Source organism: Pseudomonas sp. NPDC087358 (assembly GCF_044900785.1).
In the GTDB taxonomy this organism is placed as follows: Bacteria; Pseudomonadota; Gammaproteobacteria; order Pseudomonadales; family Pseudomonadaceae; genus Aquipseudomonas.
Window position 1 is genome coordinate 16460 of the sequence record NZ_JBJDOA010000023.1, and the last position, 16316, is coordinate 32775.

The 16316-nt window shown below is 61.4% G+C and carries 15 protein-coding genes; 8 read left to right on the top strand and 7 right to left on the bottom strand.

Annotation, left to right across the window (positions count from 1 at the left end):
• The first annotated feature begins 239 nt into the window (after positions 1-239).
• Positions 240-1517 carry a serine/threonine transporter gene (locus tag ACI2KS_RS29235; protein WP_404624502.1) on the top strand — a complete coding sequence of 426 codons (1278 nt, stop codon included), beginning with the start codon at positions 240-242 and terminating at the stop codon, positions 1515-1517.
• Between the two features lie 91 nt (positions 1518-1608).
• On the opposite strand, the gene ACI2KS_RS29240 is transcribed toward ACI2KS_RS29235, so the two are convergent.
• On the bottom strand, positions 1609-3057 hold the full coding sequence (locus ACI2KS_RS29240; protein ID WP_404624503.1) for a flavin-containing monooxygenase: 1449 nt from the start codon (positions 3055-3057) through the stop codon (positions 1609-1611).
• A 229-nt stretch (positions 3058-3286) separates the two neighbouring features.
• Between ACI2KS_RS29240 and ACI2KS_RS29245 the strand changes: the two genes are divergently transcribed.
• The gene (locus ACI2KS_RS29245; protein WP_404624504.1) at positions 3287-3463 is read left to right on the top strand and encodes a hypothetical protein; all 177 of its coding nucleotides are present in this window, start codon (positions 3287-3289) and stop codon (positions 3461-3463) included.
• 201 nt (positions 3464-3664) lie between these two features.
• On the opposite strand, the gene ACI2KS_RS29250 is transcribed toward ACI2KS_RS29245, so the two are convergent.
• Positions 3665-4459, bottom strand: a complete 795-nt coding sequence (locus ACI2KS_RS29250; RefSeq protein WP_404624505.1) for an SDR family NAD(P)-dependent oxidoreductase — start codon at positions 4457-4459, stop codon at positions 3665-3667.
• A 192-nt stretch (positions 4460-4651) separates the two neighbouring features.
• Here ACI2KS_RS29250 and ACI2KS_RS29255 point away from each other — a divergent pair, with 192 nt between their 5' ends.
• Together ACI2KS_RS29255 and ACI2KS_RS29260 are read left to right on the top strand one after the other, a co-directional pair.
• Positions 4652-5185: a GNAT family N-acetyltransferase gene (locus tag ACI2KS_RS29255; protein WP_404624506.1), complete on the top strand. Its 534-nt coding sequence runs from the start codon at positions 4652-4654 to the stop codon at positions 5183-5185.
• Positions 5186-5281: 96 nt separating this feature from the next.
• Complete coding sequence (locus ACI2KS_RS29260; RefSeq protein WP_404624507.1) at positions 5282-6064, top strand: DeoR/GlpR family DNA-binding transcription regulator; 783 nt, start codon at positions 5282-5284, stop codon at positions 6062-6064.
• On the opposite strand, the gene ACI2KS_RS29265 is transcribed toward ACI2KS_RS29260, so the two are convergent.
• The 4 genes from ACI2KS_RS29265 to ACI2KS_RS29280 form a co-directional block, all read right to left on the bottom strand.
• Entirely contained in the window at positions 6061-7554 is a 1494-nt protein-coding gene (locus ACI2KS_RS29265) for a diguanylate cyclase (protein WP_404624518.1), read from the bottom strand. The two genes, ACI2KS_RS29260 and ACI2KS_RS29265, sit on opposite strands and share 4 nt — an antisense overlap.
• 429 nt (positions 7555-7983) lie before the next feature.
• Complete coding sequence (locus ACI2KS_RS29270; protein WP_404624508.1) at positions 7984-9330, bottom strand: MFS transporter; 1347 nt, start codon at positions 9328-9330, stop codon at positions 7984-7986.
• 104 nt (positions 9331-9434) lie between these two features.
• Positions 9435-10988 carry a UxaA family hydrolase gene (locus ACI2KS_RS29275; RefSeq protein WP_404624509.1) on the bottom strand — a complete coding sequence of 518 codons (1554 nt, stop codon included), beginning with the start codon at positions 10986-10988 and terminating at the stop codon, positions 9435-9437.
• Positions 10989-11251: 263 nt separating this feature from the next.
• A complete protein-coding gene (locus tag ACI2KS_RS29280; RefSeq protein WP_404624510.1) occupies positions 11252-12193 on the bottom strand; it encodes a LysR family transcriptional regulator in 942 nt (313 codons plus the stop codon).
• Positions 12194-12400: 207 nt separating this feature from the next.
• Here ACI2KS_RS29280 and ACI2KS_RS29285 point away from each other — a divergent pair, with 207 nt between their 5' ends.
• From ACI2KS_RS29285 to ACI2KS_RS29295, 3 genes are all read left to right on the top strand, one after another.
• Complete coding sequence (locus ACI2KS_RS29285) at positions 12401-13723, top strand: L-fuconate dehydratase (RefSeq protein ID WP_404624511.1); 1323 nt, start codon at positions 12401-12403, stop codon at positions 13721-13723.
• Positions 13724-13839: 116 nt separating this feature from the next.
• Positions 13840-14259, top strand: a complete 420-nt coding sequence (locus ACI2KS_RS29290) for a YidH family protein (RefSeq protein ID WP_404624512.1) — start codon at positions 13840-13842, stop codon at positions 14257-14259.
• Positions 14256-14594: a DUF202 domain-containing protein gene (locus tag ACI2KS_RS29295; protein WP_404624513.1), complete on the top strand. Its 339-nt coding sequence runs from the start codon at positions 14256-14258 to the stop codon at positions 14592-14594. Before ACI2KS_RS29290 ends, ACI2KS_RS29295 begins: the two co-directional genes overlap by 4 nt.
• Positions 14595-14711: 117 nt before the next feature.
• Here ACI2KS_RS29295 and ACI2KS_RS29300 read toward each other — a convergent pair whose 3' ends face one another.
• The gene (locus ACI2KS_RS29300; protein ID WP_404624514.1) at positions 14712-15818 is read right to left on the bottom strand and encodes an alkene reductase; all 1107 of its coding nucleotides are present in this window, start codon (positions 15816-15818) and stop codon (positions 14712-14714) included.
• Positions 15819-16078: 260 nt separating this feature from the next.
• On the opposite strand from ACI2KS_RS29300, the gene ACI2KS_RS29305 reads away from it, so the two are divergent.
• Positions 16079-16316: hypothetical protein (locus ACI2KS_RS29305; protein ID WP_404624515.1), on the top strand; the 238-nt coding region annotated here is incomplete at its 3' end.

The following is a 16316-nucleotide window of genomic DNA, read 5'->3' on the forward strand; positions in this document are numbered from 1 at the left end:
TGGCAATCAGGTACGTGGGGTGCCGGCCACTGTCGGTTACCCTGCGTAATCTTGTCGCAGTCAGCGTGGGAAACCTCTGAAAGCGTGACCATCCCTCCGACAACCCTTTGATTCTGCTCGCTAATACCCGACAATCGCGCCCCTTTCCCTGTAGAGAACCGGTCAGGGGCGCTGACTGCCAAGCTTTATGACGCGCTTTTGACCTTGTAGCTATCACCGGCAACGGAGAAATCGACCGGATGAATGATCAGGCCAACAGCGTGGAACAACCCCTCGACGCCGCGCCCGCAAGCGTGGCTACCTGGAACCGTAACGACACCACCTGGATGCTCGGGCTGTTCGGCACCGCGATCGGTGCAGGCACTCTGTTCCTGCCGATCAACGCGGGCATCGGTGGCTTCTGGCCGCTGCTGATTCTGGCGCTGCTGGCGTTCCCGATGACGTTCTACGCGCACCGTGGGCTGACTCGCTTCGTGTTGTCCGGGCGTAAAGGCGCCGACATCACCGAAGTCGTCGAGCAGCACTTCGGCAAGAAGGCCGGGGCGCTGATCACCCTGCTGTATTTCTTCGCCGTGTTCCCGATCCTGCTGATCTACAGCGTTGCGCTGACCAACACGGTCAGCAGTTTCCTCGAGCATCAACTGCACGTGCAGCCGCCGCCACGGGCGATCCTAGCGTTCGTGCTGATCCTCGGTCTGTTGGCCGTGGTACGTTGCGGCGAGAGAATCATCGTCAAGGCCATGAGCATGATGGTCTACCCGTTCATCGTCGCCTTGCTGTTCCTGGCGGTATTCTTGATCCCGCATTGGACGGGCGGCATCCTCAGCACGGCAACCAGCGTGCCGGCGCCTTCAGCGCTGCTGCATACCTTGTGGCTGGCGATTCCAGTGATGGTGTTCTCCTTCAACCACTCACCGATCATCTCGGCGTTCGCCGTGGACCAGAAGCGCCAGTACGGTGAGCAGGCCGAGCAGCGCAGCTCGCAGATCCTCGCCCGTGCTCATGGGCTGATGGTGGTCATGGTGCTGTTCTTCGTCTTCAGTTGCGTGCTGACCCTGTCGCCGGAGCAACTGGGTGAAGCCAAGGCGCAGAACCTGTCGATCCTGTCCTACCTGGCCAACCATTTCAGCAACCCGACCATCGCCTTCGCCGCGCCGTTGATTGCCTTCGTGGCGATCACCAAGTCGTTCCTGGGCCATTACATCGGCGCCAGTGAAGGCCTCAAGGGGCTGGTGGTCAAGAGCGGTCGTCGTCCCTCGCCACGCACCCTCGATCGCTTGACTGCAGGCTTCATGCTGGTGGTGTGCTGGCTGGTGGCGACCCTCAACCCGAGCATTCTGGGGATGATCGAAACCCTGGGTGGCCCGGTGATCGCTGCACTGCTTTTCCTCATGCCGATGTACGCCGTGCGCAAAGTGCCGGCCATGCGTCAGTACGCCGGCAAGCTGTCCAATCTGTTCGTTGTGGTGGTCGGCCTGGTGTCCATTTCGGCGTTGGTGTATTCGTTGATGCCGTAAGTGGGTGCCCGGCCGCTGTTTCGGGTGAGGGCCAGCAAGCCGGCTCTGCAAGCTGAACGTCCAAGGACTGCGGCCAGAATCAACAGCAAGATCACTTTCGCAAGATATGATCGGCGCGCTTTAACCCGCGCGTCATCCGGTAAAAGCTGAAACTGAAACCCGGAAACATCGCGACGACCTTGCTGCTGGCATTCTGGTACCAGCTGCGGCAACCGCCCCAATACCAGACTGTCCGGGTCATCTGCCGATGGATCATCGCGGTGTATCGCTCCTCAGCCTCTGCGCGCACTTCGATGCTGGCGCTGCCCTCGTTCAATACCGTGTCGATGCAAGCCATGACGTAGTGCATCTGCGCCTCCAGCATGAACAGAGCCGAGGTGTGGCCGGTGCCAGTGTTGGGCCCGGCGAGCACGAACAAGTTGGGAAAGCCCGGCACAGATGTGCCCAGGTACGCCCGCGCGCAGGGATGCCAGACGTCGCTCAACAGCCTGCCGTTCCTGCCCGCGATCTCATAGGGGATCAGGTTATCGGTGGCGTTGAAACCGGTCGCCCATACGATCAGGTCAACCTCCAGATGTTGACCATCGGCGGTGACGATGCCTGACTCGTCCAGGCGGGCAATGCCGGTTGTGTGCAGCGTCACGTTGTCGCGACACAGCGCCGGATACAGCTCGCTGGACAGCACCACACGCTTGCATCCCAGGGTGAAATCAGGGGTCAGCAGCCGGCGCAGCTCGGCGTCAGGCACTTGTCGGGCAAGGTGTCGTCGAGCGATGTTCTCCACCAGCCCGATAGCCAGTTTTGAATATTTGAAGCCAATGAACCGGCTCTCCAGCTTCCAGTAAATCCAACTGCGCAGTAGCCGATACATCACGGGTTGTTTCAGCAACCAGCGCTGCAGCGGATTGAAGCGCTGATCAGGTCGAGGCAGTACCCAATGCGCAGTCCGCTGCAACACGTGCAAGCGGGACACTTGCGCGGCGATGGCGGGAATGATCTGCGCCGCACTGGCCCCACTGCCCACAATCGCCACGCGCTTGCCACGATAGTCGTAATCGTCATCCCACTGGTTGCTATGAAAACTCTTACCCTTGAACGCCTGCATACCTTCGAACGAAGGAATTTTCGGTTGGCTCAAGGGGCCGGAAGCATTGATCACCAATTGGCCTTGAAAGATGCCTTTGCTGGTGTGCACGCTCCAGTGCTGCGACGCGTCATCCCAGGCCATTGACTCGACAGCAGCGCCCAGTTCTATCTTCTCGCCCAGGGCATAGCGGTCGACCACATGTCGGGTATAGCGATGCAACTCCTCCTGGCCTGCGTACATCCGCGTCCACCCGTAGGGCGCTGCAGACAATGAGTAAAGGGGCGAGGGGATGTCCACTGCCGCGCCGGGGTAGGTGTTCTGGCACCAGGTGCCGCCGAAGAAATCGCGGCGTTCCAGCAGACGGAAATCGCTGATGCCCGCCTTGAGCAGCTCGATTGCCGCGCACTGGCCCCCGAACCCGCTGCCAATGATCAGCACCTGAAAGGTCTGCATGGGTCACCTCTTTTTATTGTTCGCTACATCACCTATAGCAGTCACAAGGGCGACGTTGCGCCCGGGTGGCTGCCGCCGTCGGACCGCGATGCAGTCGCTATGGCGTCCGTGCCCAAGGGCAATCAGGCAATGAGTGACCGACGGGTCGCGAATCGACGAGTGGTTCACCAGGCTGGTCTATAGTCAGACGGCGTTCTTGACGCGCTTTTTTTGACAGGGAGGCTCAGGCATGGCTGATAAATCCGTTTTATTGACGAGCGCTGGAATCAGTGACTCGTCCGCTTCATTCAGGCCCACAGACTTTCCCCGTATCGGGCGAGCCAAAGCGGATTCAGACACCTTTGAGCTAAATGAACTCAAACCCTGGTTCACATTGGTGGACGATGAGGAAGAAGAGGAGGAATAGACACCTTGATACCGCCGAGAAAGACCAGGGGTGTCATTGATGTGCGCCTCTGGTCACCCATCGAATAGCTGCGCTGATCCTTGCTCTGCTGGCGCGGTGTCCATTGCCCGCTTGCCACCGCTTCCCAACCTGAATCATTGACGCGCGGCATCATTAGTTTATGGTCAGTGCAGGAGTATTGCTCTCCTGCACCCTCAGGCATCAGGCGATGGTGTCGACCACGCCGCCATCGACCCGCAACGCTGCGCCAGTGGTGGCCGAGGCCTGGTTGGACGACACGTAGACCACCATGTTCGCCACTTCTTCAACGCTCGCCGCTCGCTGAATGATCGAGCTCGGCCGGTGTTGCATGACGAACGCCGCGGCGCTTTCTTCCAGCGACTTGCCGGATTTCTGCACCTCATCCTTGAGCATCTCGGCCACCCCTTCAGACAGTGTCGGCCCCGGCAGTACGGCGTTGACCGTAACTCCGGTGCCCGCCATGCGCTTGGCCAGACCTCGCGAGATCGACAGATTGGAGGTCTTGGTGAAGCCGTAATGGATCATGTCTGCCGGGATGTTCAGCGCCGACTCGGAAGAGATGAACACGATGCGGCCCCAGCCACGCTTGGCCATGCCATCGGCGTAGGCGCGCGACAGCCGTATGCCGGACATCACGTTGACGTCGAAGAAGCGCTGCCAGACGTCATCGGGCGTGTCGAAGAAGTCTTGCGGGCCGTAGATACCGACGTTGTTGATCAGAATATCGACCTGGGTCACGGCCTTGACCAAGGCTTCACATCCCGCGCCAGTGCCGACGTCAGTGGCCACGCCACGCAGGCGGGCGTTGGGGATTTCCTGGCGCAATTTGGCCACGGCCTGGTCGACCGCCTCCTGTTTGCGACCATTGACCACTACCTCGGCACCGGCTTGCGCCAGGCCTTTGGCAATGGCAAAGCCGATGCCCACGGTTGAGCCCGTTACCAGAGCGGTCTTGCCGGTCAGATCGATGTTCATTGCCGATGTCTCCGTTAAGGTGCAAAGAAAGATGGAGTGCTGGAATGGGTGTGGGTTCAGGAAGATACATCACAGCTGTGTTGCCCGCTGCTCTGTTCACCCCTGGTAATCGCTCGAAAAGTCCACGCAACTGTATGCTTGGCCGCGGCGCAGCAAACGCCCCCCGGGTTGTCTTTTGAAGGATGCAAGGCAATGAGTGACAGGAACACGCTGGGCTTGAACATTCGCAATGCCACATCTGCTGATGAGCTAAGCATCGCGGTGCTGGGCATGCAGGTATTTCTTGATACTTACGCCACCGAAGGCATCCGCGATGCACTGGCTCGGGAGGTGCTTGAGGCCTTTTCCCCTGAAAAAATCTCATCCCTGATCGCGCGCCCCGACACCGCATTGCTCGTCGCCCAGGCCCGTGGGCATCTGCTCGGGTTTGCGCAGATAGCGGTGCGCACTGACCATCCCATGATTGGCGATCCTGATGCGGCTGAACTGCAACGCTTGTATGTGCAGGAACGCTTTACCGGGCACGGTATCGGCTGGCAGTTGCTCGAGCGTGCGCAAGTGCAAGCCGCATCGCGCGGCGCGTCCAGGCTGTGGGCAACGGTCTGGACGGGCAACCATCGCGCGATGTCGTTTTACCCAAGGCAAGGCTATTGGCACGCCGGCTCGCCGGTCTACCGGCTGCAGGATGAGGTTCATGAGAATGCGCTGTTCTGTAAGGCGCTTTGAGCAACACGAGCGGTGTAGCACGGGTTTGACAGATACGCGCGCGACCCCGCATGATTCTGCTCGTTCATGATCGATTCAGCGCAGTGTCGAGGTCTTATGTCTGCCAATACCGAAGCCTTTCCTGGCGAGCGTCAGCGCCTGATCAGCGAGCGGCTGGCCGTGCATGGTCGAGTCATCGCGGCCGATCTGGCGACCGAATTCAATGTCTCGGAGCATTCGATTCGGCGTGACTTGGGCGTGTTGGCCTCGGCCGGGATGTGCAAGCGGGTCTATGGCGGCGCGATTGCTCTGGCCTCAGACGGACCGTTGACAGCCCGTATCGATCACCAGCCGGACCGCAAGCGCGCTCTGGGCGTCGCGGCCGCGGGGCTGATGAGCGCCGGACAGCATGTGTTCATTGATGGCGGATCGACCAATCTGGCGATTGCCCGGGCAATCGATCCGCGCATGCCGCTGACGGTCACCACCAACGCGCCGCTGATCGCCGTGGAGCTGATGAAGCTGGCATCGGTTGAGGTGATCCTGCTGGGCGGTCGGCTCAGTCCGGTGGCCGGCAGTACCTACGGCTTCACGACAATTCAGCAACTCACTCACTTCAATTTCGACCTGTGCTTTCTCGGCGCCTGCGCGCTGGACGCGGTCAAGGGTGTCACCGCCTTCGATATGGACGTGGCCGAGTTCAAGCGGGCAGTGGTCGCGCGCAGCGGGATGGTCGCGGTGGCGGTGATCAACGAGAAGCTGGCGAGTATTGCCCACTACCAGGTTGCCGGCTGTGAAGAAGTCGGCGCGCTGGTGGTCGAGCACGACGCCCCGGGCGACCGGCTGGACCTGTTCCGCGACAAGGTGGCGCAGGTCGTCGTCGCGCAGCCCGAAACCTAGACCACCAGGGCGCTTTGCCAGATCACCGTGCGATTGCGCCCCTGGTGCTTGGCGGCATACAGCGCGGCGTCGGCGCGTTCGACAAACACCTCCATGGTCGGGCATTCCTGCGCCTGGCAGCCGTACACGCCCAGGCTGATGCTGACGATGCCGTCGGGATTGCCCTGGTGCTCGATGGCGCGGGCGAGCACCGCCAGACGGATCTTCTCCGCCAGTGCAAAGGCGCCTTGCGCTTCGCTGTAGGGCAGGAACACCGCCATTTCCTCTCCGCCATAGCGCACCGCCAGGTCACCGGTACGGTTGAGGTTGCTGCGGATGCACTCAGCCACGGCAACGATGCATTTGTCGCCAGCCACGTGACCATAGTTGTCGTTGTAACTCTTGAAAAAATCGATATCGATCATGATCAGGCTCAGCGGGTGCAGGTTGGCCTGGCCGTTGGCGAACTCGAGCCCCAGGATTTCCTGGAAATGACGCCGGTTAGCCAGCCCCGTGAGGCTGTCCTGCAGCGCGAGCTTTTCCAGCGAGTGACTGGCGATACGCAGCTGCGACTCGGCATTGAGACCGAAACGGATCTGCTGGAACAGCAGCACACCGAACAGCAGGTTGGCGACCACGACACAAACGATGATTGCCAGCGAGCGCCAGGCGTATTGACGCCACTCATCAAGCACCTCGCGCTCCGACACCCCCGCCAGAACCACCAGAGGATAACGGTCCAGACGTTTGTAGCCGTAGCGGCGGACCTCGTGATCGAGCACCGATTGCACGGTCGCCGTGCCTTCGTAATGTTCCTTGAGGTATTTGCTGAACAGCTCGCCATCGGCGATCGATACACCGCGCACGTTGTCAATCGTCGGGCGCCGGGCGAGGACGATCCCGTCGGCCATCGCCAGGGTGATGACCCCACGTTTACCAATGTCGAAACGGTCGAAGAACCGGTCGAAATAACCCAGTTCTATGGTCGCCAGCACCACGCCGGCAAAGTTGCCCGCCGAGTCGTTGACCCGTCGCGAGATGGGAATGATCCAGTCGCCGGTGGTGCGGCTGCGGATCGCCTGACCGATATGCGGCAACGCGCTGTCGATGGATTTGTGAAACTGAAAGTATTCGCGGTCCGCGTTGTTGGCGTTGGTCGGCATATGGCTCAGCGACGTCGCGGCCCAGTTGCCGTCCTTGTCGTAGATGAACAGGCCCTGGATCTGCTCGACGCTGGCAGCCGTGGCGCGCAGGTACTCATGCATGCGCGAGCTGCTCGAGGCACCGAAGCCGTCATAGGAAAGCCGTTCGACGATACCGGCCACCGGGATATCGGCCTGATCGAAAGCGTCGTCGGCCTGCTGCGCCATCGAGCGCGACAGGTTGGTGACGGTCGTGTCAGCGATTTCCAGCTCATGGTTGCGCGACTGGCGCAGTTGCCAAAGGGTGATGCTGGTGATGGAAAAACACACAAGCACGGTGAAGAACCCCGCCAGCCATAGCACCGGCATCCGCTTCAAGCGCCTGTTCCTGGCGTTGAAGTCCGCTCCTTCTACTTGTCTCAAGCCCCGCCCTCACTGACGTCCACGATTTCAGACCCACCGCGTGCCGAACGCTCCATAGTCCGCGCACACGGTATCGCAACTGCGACCGTCTGACACTCAGAGTAGGACAAGTAAGGGATTTTGAAGGGAAAAGTCTGTGTTTGAGACCTGGAGGCGAATACGTTACCAATGGACTCGCCGATTGCTCTTGATTCTGGCCGGAGGCCGTGGGCGCTCGGCTTGCCCAGCGATCTGCTGCGAAGCAGTAGAAGATCAGGCACCTCAGCCCTACCTGAGGCACCTCATTCTTCCGGTTTGCTGCCGGTTCCCGGCAGATCGTTGGCAAGCCAAGCTCCCGTGCCCTACGGGCAGAAGCTCGATTCAGGTGGATGAATGTTAGACGTGCCGCCCCTGCACATCGTCCACTTGAGGCTGCCATGGCTTGTCGGCAGTGCCGGTGTGCATCGGGATCGGTGCCTTGAGCAGAACCAGATAAGCGACCGCCGAAAGCAGGGCAACAATGGCACTGACGGCGAACGCGGTGGCGAAAGTGCCGGAGTATTGCACGCTGAAACCGGTGACGATCGGCGCCACGGAACCGGCAATGTAACCACCGAAATTCTGGATCGAACCCAGCGAAGCCACGCGTTTGGTGTCGACCACGGTGTTGACCACCATCCACGCCGTGGCGCTGGACAGGTTGATGCCGAACAGCGCCAGGCAGAGCAGGGCGATACAGCCGCCCAGGCTGGTGACGAAGGTCAGCGGCAGGGTGAACACCGCGGCAAACACCAGACCGCCAATCACCGTGTATTTACGGCTGTTGAGCACGCCCACGCCACGCTTGACCAGACGATCGCAGATGCGCCCGGCGGCAATCGTACCGATGGCACCGAACACATAAGCGAAGGACACCACCCAGGCGGTCGAGTACGGGTCCAGACCGTGTTCGCGCTGAAAGTAACCTGGCAGCCAGGTCAGGTGCAGCCAGAGCATGTAGATCACGCCCATGAAACCGAGGAAGGTGCCCCAGGTGCTGCGGTGCTTGAACAGGTCCAGCCAGCCGGCAAAGAACGAGCCCGCAGGCTGTTGATCCGCCGCGACGTCGCCAGTCAGCGACTCGCGCGTTGCCTGGAGCGGTTGTTGACCGCTGGCTTGCAGCTCTTTGAGGTATTGCGCGCGGCTTTTGTAGAACATCAGCCAGCACAGGGCCAGGACAATGCCCAGAATGCCGGTGATGATGAACATTCCGCGCCAGCTGAAGTTGACCATGAACAGCGTCAGCACCGGTGGCGCCAGGCACGGACCGATGCAGGTGGCCGACCAGACGATGCCCGTGGGCGTACCACGCTCGTGCTCCTCGAACCACTCATTGAGGGTCTTGGCCGCCGACGGAAACATCGGTGCCTCGCCGATCCCGAGCAAGACCCGCAGGGCGAAGAAGCCGCTGAAACTGTTGATGAAGCCCGACGCCGTCTGCGCCACCGACCACACCAGCAGCGCGCCGCCCAGGGCGATTTTGCTGCCCAGCTTGTCGATCACCATGCCCATCGGCAACTGCGCGAAGGCGTAGGCCAGGGAAAACGCGGACAGCAGAATGCCCATCTGCGAGGGGCTGATCAGCATGTCTTTCTGGATCGTGGTGTTGGCGATGGACAGCGCGCTGCGGTCCAGATAGTTGACGATACCGAACAGCATCAGAAAGACGACCGTGATCGTCTGATAGGTCTTTAGGGTTTTCATAGGCACCTTTTTTATTGTTGTTAAGGTTGCAGGCTGCCGATCCGGATCACGGCGCGGCAGCGGATTTTCTTACCCTGTAGTGCGTATTGACGGCGACAGACCGATCAGGTGATGGCGCCAATCTGCCACGGCACGAACTCATTCTGCCCGTAGCCATGTTGCTCGCTCTTGCTGCGTGCGCCGGAGGCGATGTCGAGCATCATCTGGAAGATAAACGCGCCGCGCTCCTCGATGGTCGTACTGCCGTCAGCGATGCCGCCGCAGTTGACGTCCATGTCCTCTTGCTGAAATTCGAAGACCCGGTTGTTGGTCGCAAGCTTGATCGAGGGCGTGGGCGCGCAGCCGTAGGCCGAACCTCGGCCGGTGGTGAAGGCGATCAGGTTGGCGCCGCCGGCGACCTGGCCCGTTGCCGACACCGGGTCGTATCCCGGCGTGTCCATGAACACCAGGCCTTTGGCGCGCACCGCTTCGGCGTACTCATAAACCCCCATCAGATTGGTCGAGCCGGCCTTGGCCACGGCACCCAGGGACTTCTCCAGAATCGTCGTCAGCCCGCCCGCCTTGTTACCGGCCGAAGGGTTGTTGTTCAGCTCGGCGTTCATGCGCTTGCAGTAGTCTTCCCACCAGTGAATGCGTTGCACCAGTTTCTCGCCGACCGCGCGGCTCACCGCCCGGCGTGTCAGCAAATGCTCGGCGCCATAGATCTCCGGGGTCTCCGAGAGGATCGCGGTGCCGCCTGCGGCAACCAGCCGATCCACCGCATTGCCCAGCGCCGGGTTGGCGGTGATCCCCGAATAACCATCGGAACCACCGCATTGCAGGCCGACGATCAGGTGTCGGGCGCTGACGGTTTCGCGTTTGATCTGGTTGGCCCCAGGCAGCAGGGATTTGACCTGCTCGATGCCGCTGGCGATGGTTTTCGAGGTGCCGCCGGTGCCCTGAATGGTGAACGCGCGCAGCTGATCGCTAGCCTTGAGGCCTTGGCTGTCGAGCATGTCCTGGATCTGGTTGGTCTCGCATCCCAGGCCCACCACCAGCACTGCGGCAAAGTTGGGGTGCACCGCATAACCTGCCAGGGTGCGGCGCAGCAGGTCGATGGCCTCGCCCTTGGAGTCGATGGCGCAGCCTGAGCCGTGGGTCAGGGCCACGACGCCATCAACGTTCGGGTAGTCGGCCAGCGCCTGGGGATGGATGTCGCGACGAAACTGATCGGCAATCGCCCGCGCCACGGTGGCCGAGCAATTGACCGAGGTCAGAATGCCGATGTAGTTGCGCGTGGCGACCCGGCCATCGGCGCGCACGATGCCCTGGAAGAACGCCTCGGTCTTCGGCGTCTCATGGACGTCGACTCCAAAGGCGTAATCGCGCGAGAAATCCGACATTTCGACGTTCTGCACATGCACATGCTGGCCGGCTTCGATCGGTTGCGAAGCAAAGCCGATGATCTGTCCGTAGCGGCGCAACGGCTGGCCCTGTTCGACATCAACCGTGGCGACCTTGTGCCCGGAGGGAATGTCCTGCACTACGGTGATGCCTTCTTCCTCCAGACGCGTACCCGCACTGAGCGCCTGGCGGGCGACCAGCACGTTGTCCAGCGGATTGAGGCGGATGACCAGGGCGCTGCTGTTGAACGCTGGGGTTTTGGCGATGAGTTCCATGCAGCCTCTCAGGACGGTTGCCACCTGCGTCGCATTCGCGACACAACGGCTCCCCTTGGGGAACAGCACCGTTACTGGCGGCCATATTCTTGTTGTTGGGGGCGGCGCGTGCCGCCCGGTTGGAATCACTCTATGAAGCGGGCCGATAATTTCCCAATGAAAGGTTTCGATTGATTGATAACGTCTGGTTATCGAAAGGCCAAGAAGGCGCCCACCGCTTCATGAAGTCGATTGTGCACCCGCGCTCGACAAATCCTCGATGTCTAGAAGTGCGGGGCGCTGTCCGTCTTGAGGTACCCGAGCAGAGCCTTCACCGCCGCCGACATGGGCCTTGCCTTGGACGTCAGCAGTCCCAGATTGGCCATGGCCAGCGGCAACTCTACCGGCAGCACCTCGATCATCGCGTAACGGGCGTAGTGTTCGGCGACATCGTTGGGCACCACGGCGATCATGTCCGAGGACTCGATCATCGCCGTGGTCGCCAGGATCGAGCTGGTCTCGATGATGTCCAGCGGGTGGATCAGTTGCGCCGCCTGCAGGGCGTTCTCCACTTGGCGGCGCATCGGGCTGCCGATGGGATGGAGGATCCAGGTCAGCGGCGCCAGGTCCGCCAGAACCGGCTGTGCCTTGCGTGTCAGCGGATGAGCGGGGCGGGCGATGATGCGCATGCGCTCGCCCTGTTCGAACAGCTGGATATCCAGCCCCTGGCTGTCCAGTTGACTGGGCAAGCGACCCAGCACTACGTCGAAATCCCCACGAATGAGCGCCGGCAGCAGCATGTCGCTGGTGCCGACTTCAATCGCCACCCGAACCTTGGGATGCTGCGCCTTGAACGCCAGCACCCCGCGCGTGAGCAAGGTCGGCACCGGACCCATTACCGTGCCGATGCGCACCATCCCGGTTGCACCCTGGGCCAGCTCGGCTATCTGCGCCTCGGCATACTCGAACTCATGCAGCGCGCCCTGGGCATAGCGAATCATCACCTCGCCAAACAGCGTGGGCTGCATGCCTCGCGGCAGACGCTCGAACAACTGCACCCCAAGGCGCTCTTCCAGCTGCTGCAGCAACAGGCTCGCGGCCGGCTGGGTGGTGTGAATGGCCGTCGCCGCCTTGCGCAGGGTGCCCAGTTCGCCGAGGGCGTTGAGCAGGGCGATCTGCCGACTGGAGATCTTCAGTGTGCTGAATTTTTCAGGAGGCTCTGACATACCGGATTTAATATCGATCGTTAGGATTTCGCGATTATGCCTGTATCGGTGATGGGGCTACAGTTGAATCACGCATCGCCCCTCGCCTGTAGCAGTGAGCTTGCTCGCGATAGCGGTGTGTCAGCCAGCGAACGTGCCAAGGCGATGCCGCATCGCGAGCAAGCTCACGCCTACAGGGCAGCGTTATCCCCAGAACAAGAGAATCCCATGACCCTGAACATCACCTCCGTGTCCATCCGCGACATCCGCTTCCCCACTTCGCTGTCTCTGGACGGTTCCGATGCCATGAACAGCGCGCCGGACTATTCGGCGGCCTATGTGGTGCTGCACACCGACTCGCCCGACGGCCTGGAAGGCCACGGCCTGACCTTCACCATCGGCCGTGGCAACGAGATCTGTGTCGCGGCCATCGAGTCCCTGGCGCCTCGCGTGGTCGGTTTGAGCCTGGAAGCGATTACCGCCGACATGGGTGCGTTCTGGCATGACGTCACTGCGGGCGACAGCCAATTGCGCTGGTTGGGGCCGGAAAAGGGGGTGATTCACCTGGCTACGGCCGCCCTGGTCAACGCGGTCTGGGACTTGTGGGCCAAGGTCGAAGGCAAACCGGTGTGGAAGCTGCTGGCGGACATGACCCCCGAGCAATTGGTCAAATGCCTGGACTTCAGCTACGTCACCGACGCCATCACCCCCGAAGAAGCCATCGCCATGCTGCGTCGGCAACAACCCGGCAAGGCACAGCGCGAGGCCTATCTGTTGGCCGAAGGGTATCCGGGCTACACCACGGCGCCGGGCTGGTTGGGCTATTCGGAAGAGAAGATGCGCCGCCTGGCCCGTGAAGCCATCGAAGAAGGCTGGACGCATATCAAGCAGAAGATCGGTTCGGACATCGAAGAAGACATCCGCCGCGCGGCCATCCTGCGCGATGAACTGGGCTGGGATCGCACCTTGATGATGGACGCCAACCAGGTGTGGGGCGTGGAAGAGTCGATCAGCAACATGCGCAGGCTGGCAGCATTCGAACCCTGGTGGATCGAAGAACCGACCAACCCTGACGACATCCTAGGTCACGCCACGATTCGCCAGCGCATCGCGCCGATTGGCGTGGCCACCGGCGAGCACTGCCACAACCGGGTGATGTTCAAGCAGATGTTCCAGGCCCAGGCCCTGGATTTCTGCCAGCTGGACGCGGCGCGTCTGGGTGGCCTCAATGAGGTGCTGATCGTGTTGCTGATGGCCGCCAAGTTCAAGGTGCCGGTGTGCCCGCATGGCGGCGGGGTGGGGCTGTGCGAATACGTGCAGAACATCTCGATGTTCGATTACATCGCGGTCTGCGGATCGCTCGAGAACCGTGTACTGGAATACGTCGACCATCTGCACGAACACTTTCTCGATCCGGTGGTGATCCGCCGTGGGCGCTACATGCCACCACAGCGCGCCGGTTACAGCATCGAAATGACCGCCGAAACGCTTGAGCGCTATGAGTACCCGAACGGGCCGGTGTGGGTGGATCTGGCGCAGCGCGGGCAGTGAGCCTTTGCAGGATCGGTGTTGGCTACGCCCACGGACAAACCGATGTCGTTGCCGATACGGGCCTTTCGCGGTCATGCCCGGTATGATTCCGGGCATCTACCCGACCTCGGTGCGACATGAATTCTCCGGATCCTGGCAAAGCCACTGCACCCGTCACCGCCCCTTGCGACCGCGATCGCCTTTCCAGGTCTGTGCTGGGCGGCGGTTGCGAACCTGACCCCCGATTCACCCTGGCCAACGAGCGCACCTTTCTGGCGTGGATCCGTACGGCGCTGGCGTTTCTGGCCGGCGGCATTGCGGTCGAGGCCTTCACTGGCGATGTCTTCAGCCCTGGCTTGCGCCGTGCCGTGGCGTTGTCGTTGCTGGTATTGGCGATGCTGGTCAGCGCCAGCGCCTGCGTGCGCTGGCTCAAGGTCGAGCGGGCAATGCGTCAGCGCAAGCCGTTGCCTTTGCCGGTGCTGGTGCCCATTCTCTCGCTGGGCGGTGCGCTGGTTGCGGCGGGGCTTATTGTTTTTCTGATCTACGGCGCCTCGTGAGTCGTCTGCGCCCAGTCTCTCTGGGGCATGACGACCCCGGCCTGCAGCCTGAACGCACGCTGCTGGCATGGCGGCGTACGCTGATGACGTTGCTGGTGGTGTGCACGATTTTCCTGCGCTGGATCCCGCACTTCGGCCTGATCGCCTTGCTGCCGATCATCGTCTCGCTGATCGCCTGCCTGCTGATTCAGATTGCCCTCAACGCGCGTTATCGCAAGAGTGCCAAAGGCCTGAAGCAGGAGCGCATCCCGGCGCCATTGCGTGAGGTGCTGGTATTGGGCGCGACCGTGATGGTGCTGAGCGTGGTGGGGATTTACGCGGTGGTGTCTGGCTGACGCGACGCAGCAAGATCCTGTAGCAGTCCGGCTTGCCGGCGGAGGCGATTTTGCATCCGCCACCGCCGGCAAGCCGGACTGCTACAGGGTTTGCTTACCCGGGAAGTGCAGCGTGACTCACGCTGTGGCTTGTTCCTTATAGAACGCGTAGTCGGTGTAGCCCACCTCGGTGCCGCCAAAGAAGGTCGGGCGGTCGTAGGCGTTGAGCGGCAGGTTGTTGCGCAGGCGTTCCGGCAGGTCCGGGTTGGCAATGAAGTGACGACCGAAGGCCACAAGATCGGCGTCGCCCGCCTTGAGGATGGCCTCTGCGCTTTGCCCGTTGAAACCACCGGCGGCGATGATCACACCTTTATAGTGCTTGCGGATCAATTGCGCGGCGACCGGCGCGGGGTCGGCGTTCTCGTCTTCGATGTTGCCCAGAATGCGTGGTTCGATCAGGTGCAGATAGGCCAGGTCCAGCGCTGCCAGCTGTTGCGCGACGTAGGTGAACAGGGCTTCTGGGTCCTTGTCGCCCATGTCGCCCCAGGTACCGCTCGGGCCGATGCGCACGGCAACCCGCTGACTGCCCCAGACCGAGATCAGCGCGTTGGTCACTTCCAGCAGAAAGCGGCTGCGGTTCTCGAACGAGCCACCGTAGAGGTCGGTGCGCTTGTTGCTGTTGTCCTGCAGGAACTGATCGACCAGATACCCGTTGGCGCCGTGCAGCTCAACGCCGTCGAAGCCGGCCTTCACGCCGCGCTCGGCAGCGGTGCGGAAGCTTTCTACCAAATCGGCGATTTCCTCGACGGTCAGCGCGCGGTTCGGAGTATTCGGTACCCAGCCTTGGGTGGTGTAAGCGACACCACCGTGAAGGACTTGCGAAGGGCCGACCGGGATGCTGCCTTCAGGCTGCACGTCAATGTTGGATTGACGTCCGGCGTGATACAGCTGCAAAAAGATCTTGCCGCCTTTGTTGTGGACCGCGTCAGTGACCTGTTTCCAGCCGGCGATCTGGCTGTCCTCGAACAAGCCGGGAGCGCCGAGGTAGCCGTTGCCGTTCGGCGCCGCGATGGTCGCTTCACCGATCAGCAAACCGCCTTCGGATGTGCGCTGGGCGTAGTACTCGGCCATCAGCGGGCCGGGGCGGGCGCCTTCTTCGGCACGCATGCGGGTCAAGGGGGCCAGCACCACACGGTGGGCGAAGGTGAAGGGGCCAACGTTAACGGGGGAATGAAGTGCGGACATGATTGCCTCGATCTGAAGTGTGAAAAGGGAAGATCCGTCGAATGTCTGCCCGGGTCGAAAGCCCTATGAGCTTTCGGGGTGGGGGCGCTTGGGACTAGTACAAGCGATTTCCCCCTGCGGATAAACGGGCCGGGCTTCCCAACACTTCGGACTTTTTCGCTGCAATGCCTTTTGTGTCTGCACTGTGGCCGGATGGCCAAGCATTCCCGAGCTGTGAATATGTGCCTGGCTGAACTCCGTGGGAGCGGGCTTGCCGGCGAATGCGCCGGATCATTCAAAGACGAGTCGTCAGACCCATCGCATTCGCCAGCAAGCCGGCTCCTGCAAATGTGCGGCGTGCCGGGCAGGACGGTGGAAATCAGCTCATTGCCAGACACATTCCCCGACAAAACAGACACAGCTTTGAACTGACCTCAAAAAGTTGGACACCAATCCTGACTTTTTGGGTGTTCAGCATGGGCAAGTATTCGATTCAATTCAAAATCACCGCCATCAAGG